The organism is Paraburkholderia rhynchosiae (assembly GCF_002879865.1).
In the GTDB taxonomy this organism is placed as follows: domain Bacteria; phylum Pseudomonadota; class Gammaproteobacteria; order Burkholderiales; family Burkholderiaceae; genus Paraburkholderia; species Paraburkholderia rhynchosiae.
The window spans coordinates 22,583-45,748 of the sequence record NZ_PNXY01000005.1; the positions used below are offsets into that span (position 1 = coordinate 22,583).

General features: G+C 61.5%; 19 protein-coding genes and 1 tRNA gene. 10 read left to right on the forward strand and 10 right to left on the reverse strand.

Annotation, left to right across the window (positions count from 1 at the left end):
* The first annotated feature begins 6 nt into the window (after positions 1-6).
* The 5 genes from C0Z16_RS08455 (at position 7) to lpxC (ending at position 5,309) form a co-directional block, all read left to right on the forward strand.
* A complete protein-coding gene (locus C0Z16_RS08455) occupies positions 7-759 on the forward strand; it encodes a cell division protein FtsQ/DivIB (protein WP_102631726.1) in 753 nt (250 codons plus the stop codon).
* Positions 760-786: 27 nt separating this feature from the next.
* The gene (ftsA, locus tag C0Z16_RS08460; RefSeq protein WP_012434417.1) at positions 787-2,019 is read left to right on the forward strand and encodes a cell division protein FtsA; all 1,233 of its coding nucleotides are present in this window, start codon (positions 787-789) and stop codon (positions 2,017-2,019) included.
* A gap of 150 nt (positions 2,020-2,169) precedes the next feature.
* Entirely contained in the window at positions 2,170-3,366 is a 1,197-nt protein-coding gene (gene ftsZ, locus C0Z16_RS08465) for a cell division protein FtsZ (RefSeq protein WP_102631727.1), read from the forward strand.
* A 227-nt stretch (positions 3,367-3,593) separates the two neighbouring features.
* Positions 3,594-4,097, forward strand: a complete 504-nt coding sequence (locus C0Z16_RS08470; protein WP_102631728.1) for a peroxiredoxin — start codon at positions 3,594-3,596, stop codon at positions 4,095-4,097.
* Positions 4,098-4,391: 294 nt separating this feature from the next.
* Complete coding sequence (gene lpxC / locus C0Z16_RS08475; RefSeq protein WP_027802319.1) at positions 4,392-5,309, forward strand: UDP-3-O-acyl-N-acetylglucosamine deacetylase; 918 nt, start codon at positions 4,392-4,394, stop codon at positions 5,307-5,309.
* Between the two features lie 92 nt (positions 5,310-5,401).
* Here the strand turns inward: lpxC and C0Z16_RS08480 are convergent, their stop codons facing one another.
* On the reverse strand, positions 5,402-5,887 hold the full coding sequence (locus C0Z16_RS08480) for a DciA family protein (RefSeq protein ID WP_102631729.1): 486 nt from the start codon (positions 5,885-5,887) through the stop codon (positions 5,402-5,404).
* A gap of 1,216 nt (positions 5,888-7,103) precedes the next feature.
* Here C0Z16_RS08480 and ltrA point away from each other — a divergent pair.
* The 5 genes from ltrA (at position 7,104) to C0Z16_RS08510 (ending at position 14,552) form a co-directional block, all read left to right on the forward strand.
* Positions 7,104-8,804 carry a group II intron reverse transcriptase/maturase gene (gene ltrA / locus C0Z16_RS08490; protein ID WP_102631731.1) on the forward strand — a complete coding sequence of 567 codons (1,701 nt, stop codon included), beginning with the start codon at positions 7,104-7,106 and terminating at the stop codon, positions 8,802-8,804.
* 202 nt (positions 8,805-9,006) lie between these two features.
* Positions 9,007-11,817 (forward strand): preprotein translocase subunit SecA, encoded by a 2,811-nt coding sequence (secA, locus tag C0Z16_RS08495; RefSeq protein ID WP_102631732.1) that lies wholly within the window; start codon positions 9,007-9,009, stop codon positions 11,815-11,817.
* 164 nt (positions 11,818-11,981) lie between these two features.
* Positions 11,982-13,223, forward strand: a complete 1,242-nt coding sequence (gene argJ / locus C0Z16_RS08500) for a bifunctional glutamate N-acetyltransferase/amino-acid acetyltransferase ArgJ (protein WP_102631733.1) — start codon at positions 11,982-11,984, stop codon at positions 13,221-13,223.
* Between the two features lie 40 nt (positions 13,224-13,263).
* Entirely contained in the window at positions 13,264-14,133 is an 870-nt protein-coding gene (locus tag C0Z16_RS08505; protein WP_102631734.1) for an ATP-binding protein, read from the forward strand.
* Entirely contained in the window at positions 14,130-14,552 is a 423-nt protein-coding gene (locus tag C0Z16_RS08510; protein WP_102631735.1) for an NUDIX domain-containing protein, read from the forward strand. Before C0Z16_RS08505 ends, C0Z16_RS08510 begins: the two co-directional genes overlap by 4 nt.
* Before the next feature lie 200 nt (positions 14,553-14,752).
* On the opposite strand, the gene yacG is transcribed toward C0Z16_RS08510, so the two are convergent.
* The 9 genes from yacG to C0Z16_RS08555 all read right to left on the reverse strand — a co-directional run bounded on the left by yacG (position 14,753) and on the right by C0Z16_RS08555 (position 22,940).
* The gene (yacG, locus tag C0Z16_RS08515) at positions 14,753-14,950 is read right to left on the reverse strand and encodes a DNA gyrase inhibitor YacG (protein ID WP_102631736.1); all 198 of its coding nucleotides are present in this window, start codon (positions 14,948-14,950) and stop codon (positions 14,753-14,755) included.
* Between the two features lie 122 nt (positions 14,951-15,072).
* Positions 15,073-15,828, reverse strand: coding sequence for a cell division protein ZapD (zapD, locus tag C0Z16_RS08520; RefSeq protein WP_102631737.1), 756 nt, complete (start codon positions 15,826-15,828; stop codon positions 15,073-15,075).
* Positions 15,829-16,066: 238 nt separating this feature from the next.
* Complete coding sequence (gene coaE / locus C0Z16_RS08525; protein ID WP_102631738.1) at positions 16,067-16,669, reverse strand: dephospho-CoA kinase; 603 nt, start codon at positions 16,667-16,669, stop codon at positions 16,067-16,069.
* A 3-nt stretch (positions 16,670-16,672) separates the two neighbouring features.
* Entirely contained in the window at positions 16,673-17,626 is a 954-nt protein-coding gene (locus tag C0Z16_RS08530) for a prepilin peptidase (RefSeq protein ID WP_102631739.1), read from the reverse strand.
* Between the two features lie 27 nt (positions 17,627-17,653).
* On the reverse strand, positions 17,654-18,883 hold the full coding sequence (locus C0Z16_RS08535) for a type II secretion system F family protein (RefSeq protein ID WP_102631740.1): 1,230 nt from the start codon (positions 18,881-18,883) through the stop codon (positions 17,654-17,656).
* Positions 18,880-20,172: a GspE/PulE family protein gene (locus C0Z16_RS08540; RefSeq protein WP_102631741.1), complete on the reverse strand. Its 1,293-nt coding sequence runs from the start codon at positions 20,170-20,172 to the stop codon at positions 18,880-18,882. Before C0Z16_RS08540 ends, C0Z16_RS08535 begins: the two co-directional genes overlap by 4 nt.
* A 145-nt stretch (positions 20,173-20,317) precedes the next feature.
* Entirely contained in the window at positions 20,318-21,616 is a 1,299-nt protein-coding gene (locus C0Z16_RS08545) for an HlyC/CorC family transporter (protein ID WP_175130628.1), read from the reverse strand.
* Positions 21,617-21,823: 207 nt separating this feature from the next.
* Positions 21,824-21,900, reverse strand: a tRNA-Pro gene (locus C0Z16_RS08550).
* A 47-nt stretch (positions 21,901-21,947) separates the two neighbouring features.
* Positions 21,948-22,940 carry a polyprenyl synthetase family protein gene (locus C0Z16_RS08555; protein WP_102631743.1) on the reverse strand — a complete coding sequence of 331 codons (993 nt, stop codon included), beginning with the start codon at positions 22,938-22,940 and terminating at the stop codon, positions 21,948-21,950.
* Positions 22,941-23,166 lie beyond the last annotated feature (226 nt).

The window sequence follows — 23,166 nt, forward strand, 5'->3', positions numbered from 1 at the left end:
AACACCATGTGGAACAACGTTCGCCAGCTCAATCTCGCCGCCAACGCATTGCATGCGTTGCTGGTGCTCGTGCTGCTGGCGGCAGGCGGTTACTGGCTGATCCAGCGCCCGAATTTCGCGCTGCGCGAAATTCAGATCGACGGCGACACCGAGCACATCAATTCGCCGACGGTGCGCGCGGGCGTAGTGGGGCGGCTGAAGGGCAACTTCTTCACGGTGGATCTCGACGTCGCGCGCCAGGCGTTCGAGCAGATGCCGTGGGTGCGTCACGCGAGCGTGCGGCGCGTCTGGCCGAATGCACTGGCTGTCACGCTTGAAGAGTACAAACCGCTTGGCACATGGGGCAGCGATCAACTGGTGAGCGTCGACGGCGAACTGTTTACCGCGAACCAGGGCGAACTCGAACAGGACTTGCCCGCATTCGACGGCCCGGACGGTACGGCGAAAGAAGTGGTCGCGCGTTATCACGACTTTCAGAAGTGGTTCGCGCCGCTTGGCGCTACACCTGAAGAAGTGACGCTATCGCCGCGTTACGCGTGGACGCTGAAACTGTCGAACGGTATGCAGGTGGAGTTGGGGCGCGAGCGCAATCAGGACACGCTGCTCGATCGGAGCAAGCGCCTGACCGCGGCCTGGAACGCGGTGACGCAACGTTGGGGGAAGGATATTGAGTATGCGGACTTGCGCTATCCGAACGGTTTCGCGATTCGTGCCGCTGGCATGCGCTTTATCAGCGAACCCGACAAGGGCAAGAAGTAAACGGACATCACACGCAATGAGCACGCTATGAGTAAAGACTATAAAGATCTGCTGGTCGCCCTCGACATCGGGACGTCGAAGGTGGTGGCCATCGTCGCCGAGCTGAAAGGCGAAGGTCACTACGAGGTGATCGGCCTCGGCCAGAGCGAATCGAAGGGGCTCAAGAAAGGCGTGGTGGTGAATATCGAAGCCACCGTGCAGTCCATTCAGCGCGCGCTCGAAGAAGCCGAACTGATGGCCGACTGCAAGATCACGAACGTCTTCACCGGCATCGCCGGCAGCCATATCCGCAGCTTCAATTCGAGTGGCATGGTGGCGATCAAGGAGAAGGAAGTCACGCAAGCGGACGTGGCGCGCGTGATCGAAACGGCGAAGGCGATCAACATCCCGACCGATCAGCAGGTGCTGCATATCCTCACGCAGGAATTCATCATCGACGGTCAGGAAGATGTGCGCGAGCCGATCGGCATGAGCGGCATTCGTCTGGAAGTGAAAGTGCATATCGTCACGGGCGCGGTGAGCGCGGCGCAGAACATCGTGAAGTGCGTGCGCCGCTGCGGGCTCGAAGTGAACGATCTGATTCTGCAGCCGCTGGCGTCGTCGCTCGCGGTGCTGACGGAAGACGAAAAGGAACTGGGCGTGGTGCTCGTCGATATCGGCGGCGGCACGACTGATATTGCGATTTTCAGCGAAGGCGCGATCCGACATACCGCGGTGATTCCGATTGCCGGCGACCAGATCACGAGCGATATCGCGATGGCTTTGCGCACGCCGACGCCGGACGCGGAAGACATCAAGGTGGATTACGGCATCGCCAAGCAGGCGCTGGCCGATCCGGACGAAATGATCGAAGTGCCGGGTCTCGGCGAGCGCGGTCCGCGCACCTTGTCGCGCCAGGCGCTGGCGGCGGTGGTCGAGCCGCGTGTCGAAGAACTGTTTTCGCTCGTGCAGCAGGTGGTGCGCGAGTCGGGTTACGAGGAACTGCTGAGCTCCGGCGTGGTGCTGACCGGCGGCGCGTCGATGATGCTCGGCATGGTCGAACTGGGTGAAGACATTTTCCTGAAGCCGGTGCGCATCGGGGTGCCGGAATACGCGGGCGGTCTTGCGGACGTCGTGCGCAATCCGCGCTATTCGACGGCGATGGGCCTGCTCGTCGAAGGACGCTCGCAACGCATGCGCGGCCGCAAGGTCGCGGTGCAGTCGGGATCGATGGGACAGGTGTTCACGCGCATGAAGGACTGGTTCCTCGGCAACTTCTAACGAATTCGCTTTACCGAACGCGCTTCAACGGGTTGCGACGGATTTCGAAATATGCGCTAGTGCCGGCGGCTGGCGCACGACAGGAGGTTGCCCGATCTCCTGCCGAATAACGGCCGAGTGGCTGAATTTTTTTATCTTGACGGAGGCAACATGGAATTCCAGATGCTGGAAACCGAAACGAACGGCACCATCATCAAGGTGATCGGAGTAGGTGGCGCTGGCGGCAATGCCGTACAGCACATGATCAACAAGGGCGTGCAAGGCGTCGATTTCATCGTGATGAACACGGACGCGCAGGCTCTATCGCGTTCGCGTGCCACTGCGGTGATCCAGTTGGGCAACACGGGTTTGGGCGCCGGCGCCAAGCCGGAAATGGGCCGTGCGGCAGCCGAAGAAGCGCGTGAGCGCATTTCCGACTCACTGCGCGGCGCGCACATGGTCTTCATCACGGCCGGCATGGGCGGCGGCACGGGCACGGGCGCAGCACCCGTGGTCGCGCAGATCGCCAAGGAAATGGGGATCTTGACCGTTGGCGTGGTCAGCAAGCCGTTCGAATTCGAAGGCGGCAAGCGCATGCGCGTGGCAGAAGCCGGTTCGCAGCAACTGGAGGATCACGTCGACTCGCTGATCGTCGTCCTGAACGACAAGCTGTTCGAGGTGATGGGCGATGACGCCGAGATGGACAAGTGCTTCCAGTGCGCAGACGACGTTCTGAACAACGCAGTTGCCGGCATCGCTGAAATCATCAACGTCGACGGTCTGGTGAACGTCGACTTCGAAGACGTGAAGACGGTGATGGGCGAGCAGGGCAAGGCGATGATGGGCACGGCCACGGTTGCCGGCGTCGATCGCGCGCGTCTCGCTGCCGAGCAGGCTGTTGCCAGCCCGCTGCTGGAAGGCGTCGATCTGTCTGGCGCGCGTGGCGTGCTGGTCAACATCACGTCGAGCCGTTCGCTGCGTCTGTCGGAAACGCGCGAAGTGATGAACACCATCAAGAGCTACGCTGCTGAAGACGCGACCGTGATTTTCGGCGCAGTGTACGACGATGCAATGGGCGACGCGCTGCGCGTGACGGTCGTTGCAACGGGCCTCGGCCGTGCGGCGAAGAAGCAGCAATCGGCACCGATGACGCTGTTGCGCACCGGCACCGACAACCAGCCGATCAGTTCGCAGCATGCTGCCTACGCAACGCCGTCGCACGCAAGCACCGCCGACTACGGCGCGCTGGATACGCCGGCTGTGTGGCGCACCTCGCGCGACACCGCGGCTTCGCATGTGCAGGCGCTGCAGGAAAAGGGCGTCGACACGTACGACATTCCGGCTTTCCTGCGCAAGCAGGCGGACTGAGCGCACGGGCAGGCTTTCGCTGCCGCGCCGGGTTTTCAGGCTTTTCGGCGTTGGCGGATGAATGCACGAGCGTGGCGGGTGAACGTCAAACAAGCCGCGTATCGTCGGATTCGCGGCAAGGACAAGTGCCCTCTTCGGAATTGCGAAGCGGATCGGGCAACTGTCGTCGATTCACTGCGACACGATAACGTGCGAGCGATGCTTCGCATCGATGCAAAGGACTGAGCATGATTCAAGCTGGTGACAAGCTGCCCGACGCAACGCTCTTCGAGTTGATCGAAGACGAGCGGGCGGGCTGCACGTTGGGGCCTAACAGCTTCGACGTGCGCGAGCAGACGGCGGGCAAGCGCGTGGTGATCTTCGGATTGCCGGGCGCGTTCACGCCGACCTGCTCTGCCAGGCATGTACCAGGTTATGTCGAACACGCCGAACAGTTGCGCGCTGCCGGCATCGACGAAATCTGGTGCGTGTCCGTGAACGACGCGTTCGTGATGGGCGCGTGGGGACGCGATCTGCACGCCTCGGGCAAGGTGCGCATGATGGCGGACGGCAGTGCGGCTTTCACACGAGCGCTTGGTCTCGAGCAGGATTTGTCGGCGCGCGGCATGGGAATCCGTTCCCAACGCTACGCGATGGTTGTCGACGACGGCGTGGTCAAGACGTTGAACGTCGAGGCTGCCGGCAAATTCGAAGTGAGCGATGCAGGGAGTATCCTCGTTACGTTGAGCTAGTTATGGCAGCGTCATCACCTTCGCCCGGCATGCGGTCAAACGCGTTGTGCGGCGGCAACGGTGAAAACGACGCTTTGTGACAGGCCGTTACGCGGGCCGACGACCGGAAACGCCTCCGTTCCGGACGTCGGCCCGTCACGCTTTCCCTCACGGGCGCCCAATGGATAACGTGGGTAATGCATCGAAACAGATTGATACGTTCCGAGCGAAGACGCTTCTTAGGGTTATGGAGTATAATTCGTGCTATGGAACAAAAAGTCCCGATTGGGATTTTCAATCGAATAAAAGATCGCCATGTTGAAGCAGCGCACTATCAAATCAATCGTCAAGACTGTCGGCATCGGGTTGCATTCCGGCCGTAAGGTCGACCTGACGCTCCGCCCGGCAGCGCCGGATACGGGCATTGTGTTTTCGCGCGTGGACTTGCCCACGCCGGTGGACATTCCTGCGTCGGCAATGGCGATTGGCGACACGCGTCTGGCTTCCGTGTTGCAGAAGGACGGCGCGCGCGTCTCGACCATCGAGCATTTGATGTCCGCCTGCGCCGGTCTGGGTATCGACAATCTGTATGTCGATGTCACCGCCGAAGAAATTCCGATCATGGACGGCAGCGCCGGCTCATTCGTGTTTCTGATTCAATCGGCGGGAATCGAAGAACAGAACGCGGCAAAGAAATTCATCAAGGTCACCAAGCCGGTCGAGATTCGTGACGGCGACAAATTCGCTCGCCTCGATCCCTATTTCGGTTTCAAGCTCAAATTCACGATTGATTTCCGTCACCCGGCCGTGGATAAAACCGGCCAGGCGCTGGAAGTCGATTTCGCCAATACGTCATACGTGCGTGAAATTGCTCGCGCCCGCACTTTCGGTTTTGCGCACGAAGTCGAAATGATGCGTGAGCTCGGTCTCGCGCGCGGTGGCAGCATGGACAACGCAATCGTGCTCGACGAGTACCGCATCCTGAACAACGACGGACTGCGCTACGACGACGAGTTCGTGAAGCACAAGATGCTCGACGCGATCGGCGACCTGTATGTGGTCGGCCATCCGTTGCTGGCTTCGTACAACGCGTACAAGTCGGGCCACGGTCTGAACAACGCGCTGCTGCGCGAACTGCTGGCGCATGAAGATTCGTACGAGATCGTCACTTTCGACGACACGCAGAAGGCGCCGCGCGGTTTCGCTTATGAGACGCAGACGGCTTTTGCATAAGGAATTTGCGTCAGGTCTTCGGTGAACTTTCCCAAGCGAAGGCACGAAAAATAAGCGGCTCCGATGAGCCGCTTATTTTTTGTTCAGCGCTTTCAACGATTTCTTCGATGCCGTGCCGCCATTCGCGCCAAAGCTTCCTGCAGCGGCGAAGGCGCGAGCGATTCGCTCAGCGCGTGCAGCGCCTCCGCCCCTGCCGGCGTCATGCGCGCCTGCTTCGCCGGCGGCGGTTCCTTCACGGGCTGCGGCCGCACCCGGATGCGCAGCGCATTCACCGGCCAGCCGCGCTGCTGCAAATCCGACAGCAACCGCGGCTCGAGATGCCGAAGCCGGGCGGCCAGCGCGTTATGGGCGGCAAAGAGCGCCAGTACGCCTTCCTTGATGAAGCCGGGTTCTACGCTCGTCGCCAGGTAATCGGGCAGCAAATCCCGCAAATCCTTCTCCAGCGCTGCAATCTGCTCGACGCCCGCGCGCAGCGCGGCAAATGCGTCAGTGCGGTTGAGCACTTCGACGACTGGCTGTGGCCGGCGCCTGTTGAACTGCTTGGGCGGCGGCCTTGAAAACGAGGGGGAACGGCTCATGTTTGACAGTAACGGCGCGCTCGCACCCAATGCGCGAACACGTCGCGATTGTACCGCGCGGGATGCACTGAGACCCGCCCGTATGGGCACCGTCAAAGGTCGGCGCGGCGGGCTGCGCTGCCCCGTCGGCGTCGCACCGCTGACACAGGCGCGGGCGGGGGCGCGTGCTAAAATGCCCGATTCGGTGCGACACGCACGCTCGTGTCCGGTTGCTCCACGTTACGGAGCATCGACTAGAGGGTTATTGAGGTAACTCACCATGCCCCCCGCAGGCGGCCCCCTTGTGGGCCGCACTTTAGGAAGCAGATGCAACCCTATGGGAAGCATCCTTGTAGTGAAATTGGAAACCGGAGCAATCAGCCGGGAACCTTGTTGCATGGGCTTGATTACCGTCAGGTCCCGCCCAGTCAGCGGCTTCGCCTCCGCCGACAGGGCGGGGTGATGTTTGCAATTCCCGAGCCGTCAGGCAAGGGTTTCGCTAAACGATACGAGCGAAAGCTCGGTGTGTCATTGTTCGACCTCGTTTGTTGGAAGACGAGGGTAGTGAACCTGCTGTACGACCAGCAGTAGCCTAGGAAGACATGCGTCACTGGCAACGGTGGGGTGTGAAGCTCTTCTGACAATGTAGCCCCCGGATGTTTCGGGCAGATTGGTTCCGCGAGGAGGCGGTCTGGATACTCCTAGCAGCAAGGGGGTAAGGCGCTAGGCTGGCTGATAGGGTTAACGGAAGTGAACTGCTGATAAACCTCGTTAGCATTGTGTGCCAAAGCTGCTGATAGGCACTGACCAAAAGGTATGCGGTTGGATAGCCCGCTCGAATCTCGGGTTACGTCGTTCGTGATACCGCCGGGGAATAGGCAGAACCTAAGTCAGTCGTGTGACATGCCGGGAACGTGGTAAGCCTGTATGGTTGCCAGCGCAGTAAGGCTGGCAGGCGAACCGCAAGGGACGCTGTTGATTGTGCAGGTATGGGAGGACGGAAAAAGCGAAAGCCGGGCTGTAATGGTTCGGATAGGGGTTGGAACATCACCCCACGCGAAAGCGGGCAGACTTCCGTCTGGTCTACCGTCGCAAGACGGCTGACTACCCTCTGTAACTTGGTCAGATGCAGGTGCATGCGCCTGCATTGAGTTTTGTTGTTCCCCAGCGGGGTGTATCTACCCCGCTGGGGGAGATGCGCCTTCTGTCTGGGGACTTTTCCAGGTAGGAGAGCAGCATGAAAGTATCTGGTCGAAAGACCGGATCTGCGCTTTTCCACGCGCCGGACAACTGGTACGCCATAGATTGGCAACGGGTTGAGCGGAACGTGAGAGGGATGCAGATTCGAATTGCGAAGGCGACGCGGGAAGGCGACTGGAGAAGGGTGAAAGCCCTGCAACGGATGCTGACCCGCACGTTGTCTGCGAAGCTGTATGCGGTACGACGTGTTACGCAAAACCAGGGTGCGCGAACGGCTGGAGTCGATCGCGAGCTATGGGATTCGCCTGAGAGCCGATGGGAAGCCATCGGCAAGTTGAAGCGGCGCGGATACAAGCCTCTGCCATTACGGAGAGTCTTTATCCCCAAGGCCAATGGAAAGGAACGCCCTCTGGGCATTCCGACCATGCGGGACAGGGCGATGCAAGCTCTGCATCTGCTGGCTTTGGAGCCAGTATCGGAGTCGACGAGTGACCTGAATTCCTATGGGTTCAGGCTAAATCGTTCGACAGCTGATGCGATGGCCCAAATCCGCGTTTGTATGTCCCAAGAGGCTTCTGCCAAATGGGTCCTTGAAGCGGATATCAAGGGATGCTTTGACCACATCAGTCATGACTGGTTGGAAAACAACGTCTTGATGGACAGAGTGATCCTCCGGAAATGGTTGAAGGCTGGCCTGATTTATAAGGGGCAGCTACAGGCGACTGAGGCCGGTACGCCGCAGGGAGGCATCATCTCCCCGACGTTGGCAAACGTAACGCTGAACGGGCTGGAGCGAGAACTGGAAGTGCATCTCGGTGCAAAACTAGGGATCATGAAAGCTCGAAGGCTCAAAGTGAATGTGGTGCGGTACGCGGACGACTTTGTAATCACCGGCGACTCGCGTGAGCTGCTGGAGTGCGAGGTCCGACCTTGGGTAGAGGCATTCCTTGCGGTTCGAGGACTGCAGTTATCGGAGGAGAAGACGCGTGTCACTCACATTGACGACGGCTTCGATTTCCTTGGGTGGAATTTCCGGAAGTACTCGGGAAAGATGCTCATCAAACCGAGCAAGAAGAACGCGAAAGCGTTCTACAGCAAGGTGGCGGAAACGATTCGCAGCAACAAGACGGTGAAGCAGGAGGAGATGATCCGACTGCTAAATCCAATGTTGCGCGGATGGGCGCAGTATCACCATCCGGTTACGGCCAAAAAGGCGTACACCCACATGGAGCATCTGGTGTTCCGGAGGCTCTGGTGGTGGTCCAAGCGGCGACATCCGCGAAAGAGCAGTGGTTGGGTGCGACAGAAGTACTTCCACTCAATCGACGCTCGACAGTGGGTGTTTGCGGTCCGGACGGTTCGAGACGATGGCGGTTGGGGCCTGATGGAGTTGTACCAACTCAGCGGTACGGCGATCAGGAGACACAAGAAGATCCAAGGAGAATTCAATCCCTTTGATCCGAAGTGGGAGCAATATGGCGAGCAACTGCGGCAGACGCGTCTGTGGGATTCGATGCGCTACCGGAAGCAGTGGGCAAAGCTGTACATGTCGCAGAGCGGGCTGTGTGCGCACTGCGGCTGTGCCTTGACGGACGAAACAGGCTGGCACGACCATCATCTGGAATATAGGATGCATGGCGGATCAGACAAGTTGTCCAACCGGGTCTTGCTTCACCCGCACTGTCACCAGCAGGTACACGTTGGTAAACTTGTAGTAACTAAGCCGGTTCTGTCGTAGACAGAACTTTGTTTGTAGATTTGAGCCGTATGCGGGGAAACTCGCACGTACGGTTCTCGGGGGGCCCGATCTTCGTAAGAAGGTCGGGCTACCCGACAATTCACTCTTGGACTAAGCCGCCGAGGCCATCCCGACCCCGGAGCGCGCGTGTGCGAACCGCACGCCGCGACCCAGCCGAAGCCGCGACGCAGACACCGATCCGATGACCACCGGTTTTCTACAGAAGATTTTTGGCAGCCGCAACCAGCGGCTAGTCAAGCAATATCAAAAGACCGTCATGGCGATCAATGCGCTCGAGCCGCAGATCGAGCAATTGACGGACGATCAACTGCGCGCCAAAACGGATGAATTCCGTCAGCGCATCGCGAGCGGCGAGTCACTCGACAAGCTCCTGCCGGACGCCTTCGCGGTCTGCCGCGAGGCCAGCAAGCGGGTGCTGAAAATGCGCCACTTCGACGTGCAGCTGATCGGCGGCATGGTTCTGCACTACGGCAAGATCGGCGAAATGCGCACAGGCGAAGGCAAGACGCTGGTCGCCACGCTGCCCGTTTATCTGAACGCGCTGTCGGGCCGCGGCGTTCACGTCGTCACGGTGAACGACTACCTCGCGCAACGCGACGCCGAGTGGATGGCGCGCCTCTATAACTTCCTCGGCATGTCGGTCGGCATCAATCTGTCGCAGATGGATCACGCCGCGAAGCAAGAGGCGTACGCCGCTGACATCACGTACGGCACGAACAACGAGTTCGGCTTCGACTACCTGCGCGACAACATGGTGTACGAGCCGGAAGCGCGCGTGCAGCGGGCGTTGAACTTCGCGGTGGTCGACGAGGTGGACTCGATCCTGATCGATGAAGCCCGTACGCCGCTGATCATCTCCGGCCAGGCGGAAGATCACACCGAACTCTATGTGCGCATGAACGCGCTGCCGCCGCTGCTCGAGCGCCAGATCGGCGAAGAGAAAGCAGACGGCACCGGCGTCGAAAAGCCGGGCGACTACACGCTGGACGAGAAGGGCCGCCAGGTATTCCTGACGGAATCGGGCCACGAAAAGGCCGAGCGCCTACTCGCCGAGTGGGGCCTGATCGGCGAGGGCGAAAGTCTGTACGCGCCACAGAACATCACGCTGATGCACCACGTGTACGCGGCGTTGCGTGCTCACACGCTGTTCTACAAAGATCAGCACTACGTCGTGCAGAACGGCGAAGTGATCATCGTCGACGAATTCACCGGGCGTCTGATGGCGGGCCGCCGCTGGTCGGACGGGCTGCACCAGGCTGTCGAGGCGAAGGAGCATGTGAAGATCCAGAGCGAGAATCAGACGCTCGCTTCCATCACGTTCCAGAACTACTTCCGCATGTATGCGAAGCTGGCCGGCATGACCGGCACGGCCGATACCGAAGCGTACGAATTCAACGAGATCTACGGTCTCGAAACGGTCGTGATCCCGACCAACCGTCCGCCCAAGCGGATCGACAAGCAGGATCAGATCTACAAGACCGCCAAGGAACGCTACGACGCGGTGATCCGCGACATCCGCGATTGCTATGAGCGCGGTCAGCCGGTGCTCGTGGGCACCACGTCGATTGAAAACTCGGAGCTGCTCTCGCATCTGCTCAAGCAGGCCGGCTTGCCGCACGAAGTGCTGAACGCGAAGCAGCATGCGCGCGAAGCGGAGATCGTTGCTGAAGCGGGCCGTCCGAAGCGCATTACGATCGCTACCAACATGGCGGGTCGCGGCACGGACATCGTGCTCGGCGGCAACGCGGAGAAGCAGGCGTCGTTCATCGAACAGGACGATCTGATTCCTGATGACGAGAAGCAACGCCGCATCCAGAAGCTGCATGATGAATGGCAAGCGCTGCACGATCAGGTGAAGGCCGCGGGCGGTCTGCACATTATCGGCACCGAGCGTCATGAATCGCGCCGGATCGACAACCAGTTGCGCGGCCGCGCCGGCCGTCAGGGCGACCCCGGTTCGTCGCGCTTCTATCTGTCGCTGGAAGATCCGCTGCTGCGCATTTTCGCGGGCGACCGCGTGCGTGCGATCATGGACCGCCTGAAGATGCCGGAAGGCGAGGCGATCGAAGCAGGCATCGTGTCGCGTTCCATCGAATCGGCGCAGCGCAAGGTCGAGGCGCGCAACTTCGATATTCGCAAGCAACTGCTCGAATACGACGACGTCTCCAACGATCAGCGCAAGGTGATCTACCAGCAGCGCAACGAACTGCTCGAAGCGAACGACATCACGGAAACCATCGGCGCAATGCGTCATGGCGTGATCGCCGAGATCGTTCATCAGTTCGTGGCGGCGGGCAGCATCGAAGAGCAGTGGGACGTGCCCGAACTCGAAGAAGTGCTGCGCAACGAATGGCAGCTCGACCTCGCGATCCAGGAAATGATCAACGAATCGAATTCGATCACTTCGGACGAGATTCTTGAAGCGGTGCAAGCCGCCGCGGACGAAGCGTACGAGGCGAAAGTCGAACTGGTCGGACGCGAGTCGTTCAGCGCGTTCGAACGTTCGATCATGCTGCAAACGCTTGACCGCAGCTGGCGCGAACATCTGGCCGCGTTGGATCATCTGCGCCAGGGCATCCATTTGCGCGGCTATGCGCAGAAGAATCCGAAGCAGGAATACAAGCGCGAGGCGTTCGAACTGTTCGCCGCCATGCTTGACGCGGTGAAGCTCGAAGTCACCCGCGTGGTGATGAATGTGCAGATTCAATCGCCGGAGCAATTGGAACAGGCGGCCGAACAGATGGAAGAGCAGGGCGGCCACCTCGAGAATGTCGAGTTCCGTCACGCTGAATTCGCGGAAGCCTCGGCGGCGGCGCCCGCCGCAGCGGAAGCCGCAACCGCTGCGATGATCGGCGACGCGATGAGCCACGGTTCATCGTCGCAAGCGGCATCACATGCCGGCTCGGACAACGTGCCGAAGGTCGGTCGCAACGATCCGTGCCCATGCGGCAGCGGCAAGAAGTACAAGCAGTGCCACGGCAAGATCGCGTAATGCCTGGGGCGGCGCGCTTACGAGCGCGCCGCGTCGCTTGGCGCAGTCTTTCTTGCCCCGTGTTTTATTGCTGATTTCGCGGTGGTCCGGCATCTGGCCGAGCCACCAGTTCCGTTTCCCTCAATGCCGGCGCCCGCCGGCATTTTCTTCGACAGGTCGCGACCATGGCTGTCAATTTCCCCTCGATCGATCCCGCTCAACTGCATCCCGTCACCGGCGTCACGCTCGGTTGGGCGGAGGCCAACATTCGCAAGCCGAACCGCAAGGACGTGCTGGTCATTTCCGTCGATGAAGGCGCGACAGTAGGCGGCGTCTTCACGCAGAACCGCTTTTGCGCGGCGCCGGTCACGGTCTGCCGTGAGAACCTGGAGCGCGTGCGCGCCGGCGGCAAGCCGATTCGCGCGCTGGTGGTCAACACCGGAAATGCGAACGCGGGCACCGGCGAACCGGGCCTCGTGGCGGCGCGTGAAACTTGTATGGAACTTGCGCGTCTCGCGGACATCGCGCCCGAACAGGTGCTGCCGTTTTCGACGGGCGTGATTCTGGAACCGTTGCCGGTGGATCGTCTGAAGGCGGGCCTGCCGGCCGCGCTCGCAAACCGCAAGGAAGCCCACTGGTACGACGCCGCGCAGGCGATCATGACCACCGACACGCTGCCGAAGGCGACCTCGCGTCAGGTCACGATCGAGGGCCATACGGTTACGTTGACCGGCATCAGCAAAGGCGCCGGCATGATCAAGCCGAACATGGCGACCATGCTCGGCTTCCTCGCGTTCGACGCGGCGCTCGCGCAGCCGGTGCTCGATGCGCTGGTCAAACACGTGGCGGACCGCTCGTTCAACTGCATCACGATCGACGGCGATACGTCGACGAACGATTCGTTCATCCTGATCGCGTCGGGCAAATCGAGCCTGCCGGCGATAACGTCCACCGATTCGCCCGCTTATGCAGCATTGCGCGATGCGGTGACCGAAGTCGCGCAGACGCTCGCGCAACTGATCGTGCGCGACGGCGAAGGCGCGACGAAATTCATGACCGTGCATGTCGAAGGCGGTTCGAGCGTCGGCGAATGCCGCCAGATCGCGTATGCGATCGGGCATTCGCCCCTCGTCAAGACGGCCTTCTATGCATCGGACCCCAACCTCGGCCGCATTCTCGCGGCGATCGGCTATGCCGGCATCGACGATCTCGACGTCGGCAAAATCGATCTGTATCTGGACGACGTGCTGGTCGCGACTGCCGGCGGCCGCAACCCGGCTTACCGTGAAGAAGACGGCCAGCGCGTCATGAAAAAGAGCGAAATCGGCATTCGCGTAGTGCTTGGCCGCGGCAATGCGCAAGCCACGATCTGGACTTGCGATCTGTCGCATGACTATGTGAGCATCAACGCCGACTACCGCTCGTAACCAAGTTCATCATGCGGCTTCAGGCCGCTCATTTATTGTTATGGACAAACTCGAACAGTTCCTGACCCGCGCCGAAGCCGTGCTCGGCCGCCTGGAGGCGATGCTTCCGCCCGCCGCGCCGGACATCGACTGGTCGGCGGCGGTGGCATTCCGCTGGCGCAAGCGCCAAGGGCGCGGCTACCTGCAGCCTGTGCCGGCTATCTCGGACATCACGCTCGGTGATCTGCAAAACATCGATCGTCAGAAGGCGCTGATCGAGCAAAACACGCGTCAATTCGTCGACAAACTGCCGGCCAATAACGTATTGCTGACGGGCGCACGCGGCACCGGCAAGTCGTCGCTGATCAAGGCATGTTTGAACGCGTACGCGAAAGACGGCCTGCGCCTGATCGAAGTGGACAAGGACGATCTGCACGATCTCGGCGATATCGTCGATCTGATCGCAAAGCGGCCCGAGCGCTTCGTGGTGTTCTGCGACGACCTCTCGTTCGAAGACGGCGAGTCCGGCTACAAGGCGCTGAAAGTCGCGCTCGACGGCTCGGTCGCAGCACAATCCGACAACGTGCTCATTTACGCGACGTCGAACCGCCGCCATCTGCTGCCGGAATACATGAGCGACAACGAGACGTACAAGCACACGTCCGACGGTGAGATTCATCCTGGCGAGCTTGTCGAAGAAAAGATTTCGCTGTCAGAACGTTTCGGGCTGTGGGTCAGCTTCTATCCGTTCAAGCAGGACGACTACCTGTCGATCATCGGCCACTGGTTGCGGCATTTCGGCTGTAGCGACGCCGAAGTCGAGGCGGCGCGCGGCGACGCGCTGGTGTGGGCGCTAGAGCGCGGCTCGCGCTCGGGGCGCGTCGCCTGGCAGTTCGCGCGCGACTGGTCCGGCCGGAAATCGAAGGCATGAGCGACGCATTGAAGAACACGGCCGGCCGTCCGGTGACGGAAGTTGCGGTCGGCGTGCTAGTGCAGCCGGACGGGCGCTATCTGCTTGCGCAGCGTCCGGCGGGCAAGCCCTATGAGGGCTACTGGGAGTTTCCGGGCGGCAAGCTTGAAGTCGGCGAATCCGTCGAGGCGGCGCTTGCCCGTGAGTTGCACGAAGAACTGGGCATCGAGGTCGAGGCATGCCATCTTTGGCATACGCTCGAACACGATTATCCGCATGCCTACGTACGGCTCTTTTTCTGCAAGGTGACGCAGTGGAAGGGCGAGCCGCACGGCCGGGAGGGGCAGGCGTTCGTCTGGCAGGCGCTGCCTGCCGATGTTTCCCCTCTGTTGCCGGCGACCATTCCCGTACTGGAATGGCTGGCGGCCGAAAAACACTGACAGGAACAAGCTGCGGTTCCCAGTGTTGCTTCGGCAGTTCAACAGCGAGGGCGCACGCGGCTCTTATAGGCCTAGGTGGCAATTCCAGGCAGTTCGCTTACCGCATTTGGCCCTCCACCGCGCGTTACAGCCGCGCGACTTCTGTGGCCCGCAGCACAGCGTGAACCGCACGGGCTAGCGGCAGCGCGCGCCCCGCATGCTCAATGCGGGTTGTAGTCCGCGCCCGGCGTCTCGTCGGAGGACGCTTCCTGATCGGTCCCGCCGATCTTGTACTTCTCAGCGGCCCAGGCACCGAGATCGATCTGCTTGCAGCGGTCCGAGCAGAACGGGCGAAAGCGGTTTTCAGGGGTCCAGCGGACGTCCTTTCCGCAAGTGGGGCATTTCACGACGGTTGGCATACGGTCAGGCGTTCAATGCAAATGGAACAAGTAACGAATATAGGGGCATTTATCGCCGCTTCAAAGGCGCGGCCTTGAGCCGCCCGCTATTCGAAGCTATCCGATGTTTGCGGCAGGCTTGCTTACAGGCTGCAAAGCGTAAGCTGGAAGGGCACGTCGACATCTACAGCGCGCGGACGCAGATCGCCGTCCTGCACGGTAAAGCGCACCCACAGCATGTACTTGTTGGCGCTGGCTTCGGGAATCACCCGCAATTCGGGTGCCACGCGTACCTGCATCAATTGATATGAGCGGCCCGACAGCATTTGCTGATAGCTGCCGGCCATGGCCATAACCTTTGACGCCTGGCCTGACTCGCGTGCGAGCCGCAGCACGATGGTAGCCGCGTCGCGCAACGGCAGCAGCGGCGTAACCCACTTTGCGATGTCCTGGCGACGCTGGTCGGGATGGATTTGCTGCCACGCATAGTACGACGGCAAGTCGAACTTGCAGGTGCCGCCCGGAATGATCGCGCGGCTGCGGATGCTGGCAAGCCACTCGTTATCTGCAAGATGCTGGCCTGTCTTGCCCTGCATTTGCGAAAGCCCTGCTAACGTCTGCTCAATTTCGCCAAGCACGGCCTCGAGCGCGCTCTGCTCGATTCCAGGGTTTCCGCGAAACGGCGCCAGCGTTTGCCGTTGCCGCTCGAGCTCCTTCATCAGATCCGACTTCAGATCCGCGCGACCCGCCACCTCTGAAATTTCGAACAGCGTGGTCAGTGCTACGTGATGTTCCCTGGCGTCTTCCTGAGTCAGAAAGAACGTGAAGCGCTCGAACAGATCTTCGAGGCGCAATAGCGTCCGGATTCGCTCGTTGAAGGGGTACTCGTAAAGGATCAAGCGGGCTCGCCTCGGGCGTGGTCGGTGACGGGAATGCAGGACATTCTAATGCCGTGGGACTACCCTAGCAATCACGCACTTTTTCAGCGCGCTTTGGCAAATTTTTCCGCGCGTTTCCGGCGGTTTTTAGCTGCGTCGGCATGCATGCAGCGCCAAAGTTCAACGATTTGCGCCAGGCGATGACCGACAACATGGGCGCGCCCTTTCCGTATCTAGCGCGGGACACGATGCGCCGGTTTCACGCGCCCGCAAGCGACAGGTATGCTCGATGCTGTGCGTCGACTTGCGCCTTCAAGGCGCTGAGGGGCGCGGTATCGTTGACGATCACGTCATCCGCGGCCGCAAGGCGCGCTTCGCGCGTGGCTTGGCGCGCGATGATGGCAAGCACCTGTTCGCGGCTGAAACCATTGCGGTTCATCACGCGCGAAATCTGCGTCTCCACGCTGCAATCCACGGCTAGCACGCGGTTCACGCGATTTTTCCAGTTGCCTGACTCGACCAGCAGCGGGACCACTACGATCACGTACGGGCCTTTCGCCTCGCGTTGCTCGCGCTCGGTTTCCGCGCGAATCAACGGATGCGTGATGTTCTCAAGGCGCTTGCGCGCTGCATCGTCGCTGAACACGAGTGTGCGCATGCGGCCGCGGTCGAGTGATCCGTCGGCGGCGACGAACGCGTTGCCGAACTCGACGGCGATCTGCGGCATGGCAATGCCGTGCGGCGCGGTGATGCGATGCGCGATCAGGTCGGTATCGACGAGCGGTACGCCCTGCGCCGCGAACAGATCCGCAACCGTCGATTTGCCGCTGCCGATGCCACCGGTGAGTCCCACAACAAACATGCGTCAGCCTCCCAGAGCGAGATAAAGCGGTGTGCCGACAAACAATGTGATGACGCCGCCCGCTGCGAGAAACGGCCCGAACGGCAGCGGTTCTTCGAAGCGCATTCGGCCGCGCCATGTTGCCGCGAGACCGACGACCGCACCCGCCACCGCCGCGATCAGCACGATTTGCGGGAGCGCCGCCCAGCCGAGCCACGCGCCGAGCGCCGCCAGCAGTTTGAAGTCGCCGTAACCCATGCCGTCGATGCCTCGCACCAACCGGAACAGCCAATGCACGGCCCATAGCACCAGATAACCGAAGATAGCGCCGATGACCGCATCGTGAAGGCTCGCGAACATGCCGTTGAAGTTGACGATGATGCCTGCCCACAGCAGCGGCAAGGTCATCGAGTCGGGCAACAGATGCGTGTCCATGTCGATGGCGCTCATCGCGAGCAGGGCCGCGCACAATCCGAACGCGGCAAGCGCGGCGAGCGTCGGACCAAACAGCGCCAGCGCGCCCGCCGCGAGCGCCGCGCTGCCGATTTCCAGCAGCGGATAACGCAGGCTCACGTGAGCCTTGCATGCGGAACATCGACCGCGCAACAGCATATAACTCAGCACCGGTACGTTCTCCCACGCGCGCAGCACGTGCCCGCAGTGAGGGCATGCGCTGCGTGGCACCCAAAGGTTGTAGCGCACCGGCAGACCGTCTTCTTCAGGAGGCTCGTCGGTGAACTCACTGATTTCGTCGCGCCACGCGCGTTCGAGCATGATCGGCACCCGATGCACGACCACGTTCAGGAAACTGCCGATCACGAGGCCGAACACGATCGCAAAGGCGAACTGCAAAGCGGCAGGCAAGCCGCCGAACGCCTGACCGACGCCGGCTGCGAAATGGCCGGGAAGCACATCCGAAAGCAGGCCGGAAAACAGGCTTGAGGAAGTTTCTGGCACGAGTGAAGGAGTTGCCTGCATAGATAAACGGTGGATTCGGCTGCGATGCTACACCACGTTGCCGAGTTGAATAATGGGAAGATACATCGCGATGACGAGGCCGCCGACCAGTGCCCCCAGCACAATGATGACGAGCGGTTCGCACAGGCTCGATAGCGTGCCGATTTTTTCGTCTACCTGACGATCGGCTAGCGACGCCACGTCGAGCAGCATGGTGTCGATTGCTCCGGACTCCTCGGCAACCGCAACGGGCTGCACGATTTCGGGCGAAAAACAGCGAACGGCGCGCATGGCCGCGGCGAGCCGTTCACCGCGCCGAAGGCGCGCCGCGATGTCGACGGTGGCGCGGTCGAAAAACGCGTTGCCCGTGGCGTGAGTCAACGAATCGAATGCATCTGCGAGCGGCGTGCCGGCCGACAGCAGCGTGCCGAGCGCGCGGCTCCAGCGTGCTGCGCAAAGCGTAGCCAGCAGCGGACCGGCGACTGGCATTTTCAGCGATAAGCGCGCGAAGCGGATGCGCGCCGCTTCCGAACGTCGCAGGAGAAACGTCACTGCGGAACACGCCGCAAAGATGACCGTTATGGCCGGCACGCTCCATTTCGCGGCGCCGGACGATAGTGCCAGAACGAACTGCGTCGGCGCGGGCAAACGGGCGCCGAAGCCGTCGAAGATCTGTTTGAAAGTCGGCACCACCCATACGAGCAATGCCGCAGTGATGGCCAGCGCGAGCAGAAGAATCGCGACTGGATACGTCAATGCCGCGCGCACTTTCGCCCGCTGCGCGGCGGCGCGCTCGCGGTCGTCTGCGACTCGGGCGAGAACGGCGGCAAGAGCGCCAGCGGCCTCGCCCACTTCCACAAGTTGGCAATACAGCGCGTTGAATTGTGCGGGATGCCGCTGCAATGCGGCCGAAAAACGCAAGCCGCCGGTGATGTCCCGCGCCAGCGCGCCGACAATTCGCGGCATGCCTTGGCGGCGCGAGTTTTGCGCCTGCGCCAATAACTCCAGCGCCTGCGCGAGCGGCAAGCCGGCGCGTACAAGACTGCTTAGCTGGCGCGTGAACAGCGTGACATCGGCGGTATGGGTTTTGGGACGCGGCGCCGGCCCTTGTGCCACGAGTTCGACGACGAACAGATTGTCGCGCTTGAGCAGCGCGCGTGCCGTGCCCGCGTCCGGTGCGATGAGCGCGCCATGTTTGCGTGTGCCGTCTCTGTCGACACCGCGCCAGCGGAAACGCGTGTCGGTTAGGGAAGGCCGATGTGTCGCGGGCGTGCTCATGCAATCTCCGTGGCCGCGAGTGCTTCGGCGAGACTCGTTGTGCCGTTGCGCACCAGTGCCAACGCGGCGTCGCGCAGCGTGCCGACCTGTTCGTCATGAGCCTGGCGCGCAAGTTCATGCGTGCTCGCCCGCGCCACAATCAGCTCGCGCATCGCATCGGAGACAGGCATGACCTGATGGACGCCGACGCGGCCCCGATAGCCGATGCCATGGCAAACCTCACAACCCGTCGCCGCATAGGGTTGCCAACCGTTGATCTGATTTTCCGCGAAGCCCGCGGCACGAAGCGCCGCTGCCGAGTGCGGCACGGGCGCACGGCACGCCGTGCAAAGGCGGCGCACCAGCCGCTGCGCCGTCACCATGCGTAGCGCGGCCGCGAGGTTATACGGCGCGACGTCTATGTCGATCAGACGCGCGACTGCGGCGGGTGCGTCGTTCGTATGCAAGGTCGATAGCACAAGGTGGCCGGTTTGCGCGGCCTTCACGGCGACGTCGGCGGTCTCCTCGTCCCGTATTTCGCCGACCATGATGACGTCCGGATCCTGGCGCAGAAACGCACGCAACGCCACCGCGAAAGTCAGACCGGCCTTTTCACGCACGCTGACCTGATTGATGCCGGCCAACTGGATCTCTGCCGGATCTTCGACGGAACACAGATTGCGCGCCTCGCTATTGAGCAGATTCAGGAAGCAGTACAACGACAGCGTCTTGCCGCTGCCGGTCGGCCCCGTGACGAGCACGAGACCATGCGGCGCGCGGATCGCCGCATCGACGGTTTCGCGCTGCCGTGCATCGAGTCCGAGCGAATCGAGCGAAAGATCCGTTGGCAGCGCGTCGAGCCTGCGCAACACGAGCTTTTCCCCGAATAGCGTGGGCAGCGAGTTGACGCGATAGTCTTCGAGCCGTCCGGGCGATGCGGCGATCCGTAGCCGGCCATCCTGCGGCACGCGCCGCTCAGCGATGTCCATGCGCGCCAGGACTTTCACACGCGTAATGAACGCGTCGCGCAAATGAGCCGGGGGCGGCGCGAGTTCATGCAGGACGCCGTCGATGCGCAAGCGCACGCGCCAGCCGTGTTCCGCTGGCTCAATGTGCAGGTCCGACGCGTTGCGGCGCGTCGCTTCCCGCAACGTATCGGTCAAGAGACGCACGGCGGGGGCGTTGTCGGAATCGTTGAGCGTTGCGGCGCCAGCGTCGGCGGTGAGCGCGCCCGGCTTGCTGCGGGAGGTGCTTTGACTACTGACCGGCATGGGCCGAAGCGCAGCCGCAGGTGGAAAAGAAGCTTGCATGAGGAGCCGGTGATGAGCCGCCTGTAGAACACGACGGCTTCATCTTCCGGCAAGGCGGGCGGCGCGCGCCATTCGGCCATTCGGCTAATGGCGCACGCCGCGTGCTTATGCGATGCTGCGCGTGCTGGTTCGGCGCCCCCCGCGGCTAACCGAGCAACGCCTTGCCGGCCTTCTGGCGCACCGGCGGCTTGAACAGCTTGACGGTGCGAATGGCCTGGTCGTCGCTGCGCATCACTTCAAGTTTGACGTCGCCGATATGCACGCACACATCACCGTCGGGAATGTCTTCGAGGATTTCGAGGATGAGCCCGTTGAGCGTTTTGGGGCCGTCCGTGGGCAGCGTGATTTGCAGCCAGCGGTTTAGCTCACGCAGCGGCATGCTGCCTGCGACGATGCACTCGCCACGCTCGTTCCAGCCGCCGCGCGAATTGGCGCTACGCGGGATCGACGTGGTGAATTCGCCGATCAGTTCCTCGATGATGTCTTCCGGCGTGACGAGCCCCTGCAGCTCGCCGTATTCGTTGACGACGAGCGCGATACGGTGACGGCTCTCCTGGAAGTACTGCAGTTGCTGGAATACCGGCGTGCCGGTCGGCACGAAGTAAGGCTCGGTGAGCAGTTCGCGCAGCGTCTCGCGCTCCAGTTCCTGGTTGTGCAGAGCCGAGAGTGTCTTGCGAACGTGCAGCACGCCGAGCACACGGTCGATGTCGCCTTGGTAGACGATCAGCTTGTTGTGATAGCAGGTTTCGAGCTGATGCAGAATCTGCTCGAACGGCGCGTCGAAGTCGAGCGCTTCGATGCGGCGGCGCGGGATCATGACGTCGTCGACGGAAATGTTTTCGAGGTCGAACAGGTTCAGCAGAATACTGCGGTGCTTTGTCGGCATGAAGCTGCCGGACTCGAGCACGATGGTGCGCAACTCTTCCGTCGAGAGCCGCTGATCGCGCGCGCCTTGCGTGTTGATATGCAGGATCCGCAAGATGCCGGTGGCGAAGAGATTGACGAACCAGACGAGCGGCCTGGCGACGCGCATCATCGGCGCGATCAGCAGGCTCGCGGGCAGCGCGATCTTCTCGGGGAATGTTGCGCCAACGATTTTCGGCGTGATCTCGGCAAAAACGATAATCAGGAACGCGACGATACCCGTCGCAATCGACAGCACTACGTTGTTACGGCCGAACGTATGCAACGCGATCGAGGTGGTCAGCACCGGAATGATGGTGTTGAACAGGTTGTTGCCGATCAGCACCACGCTCAGTAATTGATCCGTGTGCGCCAATAGACCCTGGGTGGTCTTCGCGCCGAGCGCGTTTTTGCTGGCAAGGTGTTTCAGGCGATGGCGGTTGAGCGCCATCATCGCCGTTTCCGAAATCGAGAAGAAGCTCGAGCAGATAAGCAGCAGGAAGACGGCGCCAATCTGCGCCCATAAGGGAAGTTGTTCCACGCGTCGTGAAGGAAAGAGGGGAGAAGGATGGAGAGAATATAGCAGAGGGGGCTAGACAAGCCGCCCGCGCGGAAGGGTGCCAGCTGGAGCCGCGGGCTCGAACTGGCACTCCGGCGCGGATAGCGGTGACGAAAAATGCGCTGCAAAACAAAAAACCGCCGAGCAAGCTGGGCGGTTTTTTTGAGCCTTGCACTAACAAGGCGAATCTGGTCGGGGTGAGAGGATTCGAACCTCCGGCCTCTACGTCCCGAACGTAGCGCTCTACCAGGCTAAGCTACACCCCGATGTGTACTGCGACTCGACTCAGACTAAGTCAGCGTTTCAGTCTCGTTCAAGACTGTCTCGCCGTCGAGTAAGAACATAATTCTAGCAGGCTTTCTTTGTAAATGGAATCCGGGAACGAAGAAATTGCGGCTGCGGCTGCCTGTGCTTCCTGTTTCGCGCATTCGAGCGTGTGATCCAGTGCACCGGAACGCGTGATTGCCTCGAAAATGGTGTCAAAACGGTCGGTGCCGCCTTGTTCGATGGCCTCGCGCGCGAGGGCGGACTGCTCGGGCGTGCCGCGTTCTATCAGGTAAATGAGCGGCAACGTGGGCTTGCCTTCGCGCAGATCGTCGCCGGCATTTTTACCCATCGACTCCGCCGTGCCCGTGTAGTCGAGCCAATCGTCCATGATCTGGAAGGCGGTGCCGATGCGCCGGCCGAATTCCGCCGCCGCGGTTTCCGTTCTGGCATCCGCGCCGGCCAGCACCGCGCCGAGTTGGGCGGCCGCCTCGAACAGCTTGGCCGTCTTGTAGCGGATCACCTGCATGTAGCGGGCTTCGTCCACGTCGGCGTCGTGCATATTCAGCAGTTGCAGGACTTCGCCTTCGGAAATGATGTTGGTCGCTTCCGAGAGAATCTCCATGACGCGCATCTTGCCCACCCCGACCATCATCTGGAACGAGCGCGAATAGAGAAAGTCGCCGACCAGCACGCTCGCCGCATTGCCGAACAGCGCGTTCGCGGTCTGGCGGCCGCGCCGCAGATCGGATTCGTCGACTACGTCGTCATGCAGCAGCGTCGCGGTGTGGATGAACTCGACGACCGCCGCAAGTTCGTGCCGGTGCCCCGTGGTTTCTCCGAGCGCGCCAGCCACCAGCAACAGCAGCGCGGGCCGCAGGCGTTTGCCGCCGGCGCTGATGATGTACTCGGAAATCTGGTTGATCAGCATCACCTCGGACGCAAGACGGTGCCGGATGACGCGATTCACCTGCTGCATGTCTTCGGCGATCGGAGCGAGCAGGCTGGCGGCGTTGGAGGAGGGGGTGGCAGTCGACGACATGATGGCTGATTTGGGTAGTGCCGCGAATTATAAGGCGAATCGCGGTTGTTCCGGGTCGCGGACTACGGCGCCGCGCGCTCGGGTTCGCCATGCTGGGCCGCGCGCCACTCTGACCGTACCGTCGGGCAACTCTCCAATGAGTTTTGACCGGGCAGCTAACTCTATGTATAATCACGGGTTTCCGCGCGCGGTGCGTGGGGAAAATGAAAAACGAATGAACACAGAG

Coding starts and splice junctions, on each gene's coding strand:
- C0Z16_RS08455 (WP_102631726.1), top strand. CDS start 7: ATGTGGAACAACGTTCGCCAGCTCAATCTCGCCGCCAACGCATTGCAT.
- ftsA (WP_012434417.1), top strand. CDS start 787: ATGAGTAAAGACTATAAAGATCTGCTGGTCGCCCTCGACATCGGGACG.
- ftsZ (WP_102631727.1), top strand. CDS start 2,170: ATGGAATTCCAGATGCTGGAAACCGAAACGAACGGCACCATCATCAAG.
- C0Z16_RS08470 (WP_102631728.1), top strand. CDS start 3,594: ATGATTCAAGCTGGTGACAAGCTGCCCGACGCAACGCTCTTCGAGTTG.
- lpxC (WP_027802319.1), top strand. CDS start 4,392: ATGTTGAAGCAGCGCACTATCAAATCAATCGTCAAGACTGTCGGCATC.
- C0Z16_RS08480 (WP_102631729.1), bottom strand. CDS start 5,887: ATGAGCCGTTCCCCCTCGTTTTCAAGGCCGCCGCCCAAGCAGTTCAAC.
- ltrA (WP_102631731.1), top strand. CDS start 7,104: ATGAAAGTATCTGGTCGAAAGACCGGATCTGCGCTTTTCCACGCGCCG.
- secA (WP_102631732.1), top strand. CDS start 9,007: ATGACCACCGGTTTTCTACAGAAGATTTTTGGCAGCCGCAACCAGCGG.
- argJ (WP_102631733.1), top strand. CDS start 11,982: ATGGCTGTCAATTTCCCCTCGATCGATCCCGCTCAACTGCATCCCGTC.
- C0Z16_RS08505 (WP_102631734.1), top strand. CDS start 13,264: ATGGACAAACTCGAACAGTTCCTGACCCGCGCCGAAGCCGTGCTCGGC.
- C0Z16_RS08510 (WP_102631735.1), top strand. CDS start 14,130: ATGAGCGACGCATTGAAGAACACGGCCGGCCGTCCGGTGACGGAAGTT.
- yacG (WP_102631736.1), bottom strand. CDS start 14,950: ATGCCAACCGTCGTGAAATGCCCCACTTGCGGAAAGGACGTCCGCTGG.
- coaE (WP_102631738.1), bottom strand. CDS start 16,669: ATGTTTGTTGTGGGACTCACCGGTGGCATCGGCAGCGGCAAATCGACG.
- C0Z16_RS08530 (WP_102631739.1), bottom strand. CDS start 17,626: ATGCAGGCAACTCCTTCACTCGTGCCAGAAACTTCCTCAAGCCTGTTT.
- C0Z16_RS08535 (WP_102631740.1), bottom strand. CDS start 18,883: ATGAGCACGCCCGCGACACATCGGCCTTCCCTAACCGACACGCGTTTC.
- C0Z16_RS08540 (WP_102631741.1), bottom strand. CDS start 20,172: ATGCAAGCTTCTTTTCCACCTGCGGCTGCGCTTCGGCCCATGCCGGTC.
- C0Z16_RS08555 (WP_102631743.1), bottom strand. CDS start 22,940: ATGTCGTCGACTGCCACCCCCTCCTCCAACGCCGCCAGCCTGCTCGCT.